This window comes from Formosa sejongensis (assembly GCF_033447105.1).
Lineage (GTDB): Bacteria > Bacteroidota > Bacteroidia > Flavobacteriales > Flavobacteriaceae > Formosa.
The window spans coordinates 24,206-32,031 of sequence record NZ_JAWQUN010000033.1 but is presented as its reverse complement, the minus strand read 5'-3'; the positions used below and the strand labels follow the sequence as shown (position 1 = coordinate 32,031).

The following is a 7,826-nucleotide window of genomic DNA, read 5'->3' as shown; positions in this document are numbered from 1 at the left end:
TAAACCCCCTGCAAATAATTATATGCAAGGGGTTCTATTTTGAAAAAACACAAAAATTAATGGTTAAACCAGTAAAATGGTTAAAATTAGTGCGCCTTAATTTTATTTAGGACAGGATTGATTCTGGACAATTAACATCTTGATTATCCTCTTCTGTTTTATCCTTAAATTTATTAATTCTATTTAGCCAACCGTTTAAAAATTTAGATTGACTTGGATTTCTTTGTACGATACCATTATAGAAATCAATTCTAGTTTGCTTTAAATTATTATACAAATCCATTTGATTGGCAGAATTAATAGCGTTTAATGTGTTAGGTCCCATGCCTCCATCAACAGTTAAATTATACTCTCCCGCTACCGCACGAATCCCTTCGTGTGGTATTCTTGTATTCATTAATTTGATTGTTCTTTAGATAGTAATAATAATCAATATCTACAGAGTTTAATGCTTTTAATTTCTATAAAAAAGATTCAAAGAAGTTTATGGTTTTTTTAATAATAGCTTCTCGCGTAGGCGTAATTGATGTTCCAGGTGTCGCCTCTCTCCAGTTATGGCCTGCATTTTTAATAATCATAACTTCTACTGGTGCATTTACTTTTTGTGCTTTTTCCTGCATGTAATAGGCGTGTTTTACAGGAATGGTGGTGTCACCATCACCTTGAATGATTAAAAGTGGGGGGCTCTTTTTTGTTAAATAATTAATAGGACTCATTTCTCTATAAAGTTTTAATTTATCTTTTGGATTGCTATCCAATTCTAAGATTCTTGGACCGAAACGGTCATGGAAATTAGGACGATCGTCATAATTGTATAAACTTGTTTTTTCAAAATCACAAGGGCCATACCACGAAGAACCCGCTACCATGTTGTAATCATTTCCTGTTAAATTTTCATCCCCTTCTAAACTTTTAGAATCAGATAGCAAAAGCATTTGTGCCATTTGTCCTCCAGCCGAATCTCCAAAGGCAAAAAAGCGTTTAGGGTTTAGTCCTAATTCTTTACTGTTTTTAGACAAATAACGAGCCGCATCTTTGGCATCGATAACACAATCTCGTATTGAAACCGTACCGCCTTTTGAATATAAACGGTAATCTACAGACACAACACAAAACCCTTTTTTTGTAAGGGCATCAAATACTTTGGCAAAGGAAGCGTTACCAGCGCTCATTTTACTTCCAGCAGCCCAACCACCACCGTGGGTGTAGATAATAACAGGTAGATTTGTTAAATTAGTCGTATTTGTAGGGTAGTAGATGTCTAAATATAGGCTGCTCTCTTCGGTGCTTTTATAAAGTACATTTAGTTTTCTTTTACCATTAGTTTCTAGGTATTTTAATTTGATGTTTTTAAATTCTTCGAAAGTGATACTTTCATCTTTGTTTGCATCTAAATATTGATACCTTTTCCATGCTTTTTCGTTTTCACTTTTCTCGTATTTTCCGTCGTTGTTTTTATCTAAGCTGTTTAGTTCTTTTTTTGCTTTTGTGCTTGCATAAGCTCCAGAAGATTGATCTTCTGTTTCTTGAGCAAAGACTACGCTTGAGAGTCCAACAAGTAGAACTATCAAAAATTTTTTATAATTGGTTTTAATGAACTTCATCTTTTTAAAATATTATTGCTTTTTATTAAAAACTATTTTAACTAAATCAGGTAAGTCAGTCAGATTTTCTTTAGAAATAGTTATTTCTAGTGCACGTTTTTCAGCATTATAAGTGAAAGGGATATTTTCTTTCGTTCTTAATAACGCCACACAATCTGGTTTATCAACAGCAATAATTAATATTTTATTGTTATCATCTGGCAATGAATAATACACATTTTTTTTAACAGTGGTATAGTTCATTGTTTTATCAAGAGTCGGTAATGGAGCCACTAAATCTACATCATAAATAGCTTCACTGGAATGGCTCATCCATTTTTCCATATCATCCGTGAGTTGATAATACCAATCCATCATCTCGCCATTGCCTTTTGGTGGGATGTTTACCAACAAATTTCCTCCAAAGGCTCTACATCTAATTAACTCGGATAAAAGTTGGTTAGTGCTCCAATAATTAGTTTCGTTTTCAATGCCGTAATGCCAGTTAGGTGTGAATGTATTTTCAGATTTCACACACATTTCCCACCACCAACCACACTCGTTGACTGTTTTTAAATTTTCATCACTACCTTGATGAAGCCCTTCGGGAGTTGCTATATTTCCTCTCGCCACAAGAATATTAGGTTGCATTTCTTTTAATTCATCGGGTTGCATTAAAATACTACCATCCCACCACATAACATCAATAGCACCATAGTTTTTCATGAGTTCTCTTACTTGCCCATTAGATTCCTCAGTTTCTGCTTTTTTCATAGCTGGTGTTAGTTTTGGAATGCTATTAACTTTTTCGTGTTTGTAGTTAATGGTGTATTTAGACGTTTTAGGAAACTCAAATTCTTTGTGTTTATATTCGTAATGCCAGTTTGGACCCGAATAGTAAAGTCCAACTTTAATATTGTTTTCTTTACAGGATTTTATATAATCACGGATTAAATCTCTGCCATTCATTTTGTCACCGGTATCCCAATGACCATAATTACTAGGCCATAGGGCATAACCATCGTGATGTCTGCTAGTAAGAACAGCATATTTAAAACCAGCTTTGTTAGCAGCTTTCATCCATTTATTTGGGTCATATTTTTCAGGATTCCAAGTGTCTGCAACAGCAAACATGTTTTCGGCAGGTTCCATGTATCTATTTGCTTTCTCTTTTTTTTCGGACCACATAACTGCCCATGCATCACCTGTATTTGGATTTGCACTAGGAAGCCCCCAATGTAAAAAAATGCCCAAACCAGATTTCCTAAACCATGCCCATTCTTTGTGTTCATTGATATTAATTTCTCTATTTGCAATTAGTTTTCTGTGTAGATTACTTTTTGCCCATTCTTGGAGTTCTTTTTTAGAACGTCCAATCCAAGGTCTATCTATTGTGTTATTTTCGGAGTGTAATTCCAATTCAAAAGGGTCTTCTGCTAAACTTTTCTCTTGAGAAATAGTAATATTTACAAATAGTAAAAATGTTATGATAGTAATATGCTTTAAAGATATTTGGAGATATGTCATTTTTTAATTTATTTAAAATCTGTAGCGCTTAAAAGTGCTTTAGGGGTATGGCATTAATTATTTTTAAGAGCAAAATCTGCTTGTGGCCAAGGTGAAGAAATAGGATCGTTTTTTTGAGCTTGCCCGGGTGTGCTTCTGCCTTCGTTGATTTGTTTTATTAATAATAGCTTTAACTCTTGTACTTTTTCTGGATGTTTTTCAGCGATGTTATGTTTTTCTTTGACATCTATTTTTAAGTTATACAGTATGTTTTCTGGTAGCTGATTCTTGTTTTTTCGAGGTTTTCCTACTGCATCAATACCAGAATTTGGAGATACAATTAATTTCCAATCTCCTTTTCTGATAGCAAAAATGCCGTCTTTACTATGATGAACTGTTGCTTTTCTCATAAAGGTTCCTTTTTCTGTAAGTAAAGGAAGTATACTGTAGCTGTCTTCAGCTTCGTTGTCTTTAAGCGCATAGTTTATAACATCAGCACATGTAGCCATAAAATCAGTGGTACAAATAGTTTCATCACAAACAGAATTAGGTTTAATTACTTTAGGCCATTTTACTAAAAAAGGTACTCTATGTCCTCCTTCTAAATAGCTTCCTTTTAACCCACTATATATATAGCTAGGGTTATGACCTTTCTTTTTTAATAAAGGGATGTCGGCTGTAGTTGAACATCCATTATCACTAGTAAAAACTACCAATGTATTCTCTTCAATACCTTGTTCTTTTAATGTTTTAAATATTTTCCCCATCAAGTCGTCTATCATTATAACAAAGTCTGCGTAGGGATTTATATTGCTTTTCCCTTTCCAAGGGTCTATTGGTAGCACGGGGCTATGAGGAGAAGGTAAAGGAAGGTATATAAAAAACGGTTTTTCTTTATTAGCGTTTTCATTGATGTATGAAATCGTTTTATCTACAAACTTAGGGAGTGCTTGTTCATGTATAAAATCGTCTGAAACATCCCCTTTTATCCAACTTGTAAATGGGAATTCTTGCCTTTTTCTCTCTGTCGTTTTTGTTGGAATCATGGTGGATTTATCATTTTCTAAATATACAAATGGCGGCATGTTTAGAGACGCAGCGATCATGAAAGAATAATCAAAACCTAAATTTGAAGGACCAAATTTTAAAGGTTTACTAAAATCGATGTCTTGAATATTAACACGATCTTTTCTATTTGAAAAGTATTCATATTCAGGGCTATTGTTTTTCATATCCCAATTTAATCCCAAATGCCATTTACCAATACTAGCTGTTTTATACCCATTATTTTTTAGCATTTGAGCAACTGTTAATCGGTTTTTTTTAATTAAAGTAGGAGAGTCTCCCCATGTAACAAATTCTTTTAAAGGAGTTCTCCAATTATATCGTCCTGTTATAATACCATATCTTGTTGGAGTACAAACAGCCGAAGAGGTATGAGCATCGGTAAATTTCATACCTTCTTTTCCCATTTGATCTAAATGGGGAGTAGGTATTTTACCGTTTTCATTATAAATAGTAAGATCTCCGATGCCTAAATCATCTGCTAGAATGTAAATGATGTTGGGTTTTTGTTTGTTTGAGTTCTGAGAAAAACCTAGACTAGTTGTTACTGTTAATAGTATGATTAATGTATATCTTATAGTTGTTTTCATTGTTTGTTTTTACTGGTTATAGAAGAAATATCTCAATCCATCCATTTTACTAATTGTTTTTCCTAAATCAACAATATAGAATATTATAGGGAGAGCCTTTAAACTTAATGTTATTAGTTTAAAGGCTCTTTCTTATTAATCTGAAGCAAATAATTTATTTAAACAAAAATATTATTTCTTAATAAATCTGGCATTACCGGCATCTGTAAATAAAATATACATACCTGCCGATAAATCTGAAACGTTTATACTACCTGTAGCATTTACCTGTTTAATTGTTTGGCCTAACAGGTTTACCACTTTGTAAGTTTTGGTATTCACGCTTTTACTTATATTAAGTACAGAGCTTACTGGGTTAGGGTATATGCTTCCCGAAATATTTTTTTTATTTGATATACTTAACGTATTATCAGCTACACCATCAATTGTACCTGACCACCCATTTTCTGCAGTCGCCTCATGTCTAAACTCATTATTACTTGGTGTACCAACAAAATTTTTAACCCGAACACCTGCATAATGATTATCAGTACCAATAGCAAAAGTATTTCCTCCCTGTGTTACTAAATTATTCACAGTAAATGTTCGTTTAAAAGTATCAGCATTTGTGCCAGCAGTTGTAACAATTGAATGGTTAGCGTCAACAGTACCATCTGCAGTACTATGGTTTGTATCCAAATCCATTTGAGTTATACGAGGGGTGTTACCTATATTCCCCGAACCATTTGGCATCATTCTTACTTGCACAACAACTTCTGCATTAGTATTGTTATTAGGAATATTGTCAACTGTGATAATTAATAGGTCGTTAGAGGCTAAACCTCCATTCTCTTCAATTTTTGTTGGTACCTTATCAAAAGTTACTGTAAACTGGGCATATGTACTTGTAACAAAAAGGAGTAGTAATAATAAAGTGGTTTTTTTAAGTAATTTTTTCATCATTTTAGTTGTTTTAAATATTAGTTAATAATTAAGCTAGTATTGCTAAAAGTAAACACGATGTGCTGCTACAAATGAAAAGCTTTATTCAATTAATATATTTCTCTAATTAATCTTTGTTTTGCTCATTTCTATCATACATGTATTATTTAATAGCTACTGTTAGTTTAGCTTAAATGCGTATTAGTGCATTATTAATTACATGTGTTTAATAGCAAAAACCGCATATTTTTTTAAAAAGTAATTAATTGAATTATAATTATTTTTTAATTATTTTTCTAATGAATGTTTCCTGTTCATCAGAAATTTTAATAAAATATAAACCAGAAGATAAATGGCTAAGATCAATAGACTTCATTCCATTTTGAATATCATCAGAAATTACAGTTTTACCCAAGTAATCGATAATTTGCATTTTGGCTGTATTTGAGCTTTTAAAATCAATAGTAATACTATTAGTTGCAGGGTTTGGAGAGACAAATAGCCTATCTGGTGTTGTGCTTTCTTTCGTTTCAATTCCAAGTGTAGCAACATCTCCGTATACTTGGACTTCAGCTAAATTTAAGGTGGTTATAAGGTTTGATTGAACTCGAATGGTATTTCCAAGAGCTCCACCAGCATCTATTGTTACAGAAGAGGTAGGTGTAGTAGTAATTGTTTCTGAAAAGGAGGGAGTTCCATTGCTGTTTATAACAGACACTGTAAAATTAGCTAACCGTTCGGTACAACAGGTGTCAGTACGGTTAAATATATTGATATCATTAATGTTATAACTACCATCAAGTTCTACTTCCCACCATGCATCAGGCCCTATAGATGCGGTTACTGATCCCGAAGTAAAGACGCCATTTGTATTATCATCAATAGCACGAGAAGCAGCTGCATTGCTTAATGTTGTAGATTGCGTTGCCGTACCGTTCAATGCGAGATTGTCACTTATAATAATAGTCGCTCCCTTACCTGTAAGCAAGTACTCAGAGGTTACCATATATCCCTCCGTATCTGTTACGGTAAAAAGTATAATGGTAGCATTCTCAGGAACACTTGATGAAATAGTATTTCCAGTAATAGTTGCATTAGTAGATACCCAAGTTTTGTCATTTAAATCTACAGTATCACCATCATTGGTATAAAATAGTTGGGCACTACTTAGCCCGATAGTAGAACTAGCAGTAACATATCCTATATTCGAATCAATGTATGGTTTTTCTATTTGCGATAGTGAGACACCTCCATTAACCACAGAGTTTACAAATCGAGGTACCTCATTACGAGTTCTCCATGTAAAATGACCATGAGGAAAGTTATCCACAAATAATAAATTTATTGGGCCTTGAACCGATTGCGAAGATTTCTGGTTTACAGAAAGGGAAAAATGAAAATCATTAAGTCCATTAAGCCATAAAGTAGGAATGGTAACATTATTAAAATAGGCACTTCCATCAAAATAAGTATTAACAATATTAGCTTCTTCAGCGCTTCGTATGGCGTCTCCTTGATGTCCATCCGATTCTGATAAAAATCCTCCACCATATACAGGTATGGCCCAAGCAAATCGATTGTCTACTCCCATAACGGTACCTGTAATTGTACCGCCCCAGCTAGATCCCATAATACCAATTTTATTAGCATTTACCTCAGGGAAGGAAGCAATAAGTGAATGCCCTTTTAGTACCTGCGCAATAGCATGATAGTACCATTGGTCTTCAATATCTAACCTAAAATCATCCCAAACTCCAATACGTACTGGCCCAGGGTTTGGGGTCTGTGAATTATTAGGATATTGGCCTTCTAAGTCCATACTAATAGCAGCATAACCAAGATCATTCCAGTATGTTAAAACCTCTGGAAAGGCGGTGCCTCCGCCTCCATGTGCATATACAACAGCTGGCCAACCACCAGCAGGTGGCGTACCAGAAGGAGCAGCGTAATAAGCAAATACTTCTACTTTTTCGCCTAAATAATCAATAGACTCGTACAGTATGCCTGTTACTCCAGTAACAGGTTCAACATTAGATGTTTTCCAATTAGGAACTTGTTGTAATTCGGTAATATTCCAAGGGCCAATGATTGTTTGGGAAAAGCTATTTAACCCAAATAAAAAGAACCCTAATAGAATGATATGTTTATGTAAATTCATAAT

The 7,826-nt window shown here is 33.8% G+C and carries 6 protein-coding genes; all 6 read right to left on the bottom strand.

The features are described from left to right. Window positions 1-106: 106 nt before the first annotated feature. Window positions 107-397: a putative peptidoglycan-binding domain-containing protein gene (locus R6X41_RS18630; protein ID WP_318501866.1), complete on the bottom strand. Its 291-nt coding sequence runs from the start codon at window positions 395-397 to the stop codon at window positions 107-109. A gap of 64 nt (window positions 398-461) precedes the next feature. Then, entirely contained in the window at window positions 462-1,604 is a 1,143-nt protein-coding gene (locus R6X41_RS18625; RefSeq protein ID WP_318501865.1) for an alpha/beta hydrolase fold domain-containing protein, read from the bottom strand. Window positions 1,605-1,616: 12 nt separating this feature from the next. Next, window positions 1,617-3,110 (bottom strand): alpha-L-fucosidase, encoded by a 1,494-nt coding sequence (locus R6X41_RS18620; protein ID WP_318501864.1) that lies wholly within the window; start codon window positions 3,108-3,110, stop codon window positions 1,617-1,619. 53 nt (window positions 3,111-3,163) lie between these two features. After that, complete coding sequence (locus R6X41_RS18615; RefSeq protein WP_318501863.1) at window positions 3,164-4,744, bottom strand: sulfatase family protein; 1,581 nt, start codon at window positions 4,742-4,744, stop codon at window positions 3,164-3,166. Between the two features lie 171 nt (window positions 4,745-4,915). After that, complete coding sequence (locus tag R6X41_RS18610) at window positions 4,916-5,686, bottom strand: T9SS type A sorting domain-containing protein (protein ID WP_318501862.1); 771 nt, start codon at window positions 5,684-5,686, stop codon at window positions 4,916-4,918. A gap of 256 nt (window positions 5,687-5,942) precedes the next feature. Beyond that, window positions 5,943-7,823 (bottom strand): T9SS type A sorting domain-containing protein, encoded by a 1,881-nt coding sequence (locus R6X41_RS18605; protein WP_318501861.1) that lies wholly within the window; start codon window positions 7,821-7,823, stop codon window positions 5,943-5,945. Between the last annotated feature and the right edge of the window lie 3 nt (window positions 7,824-7,826).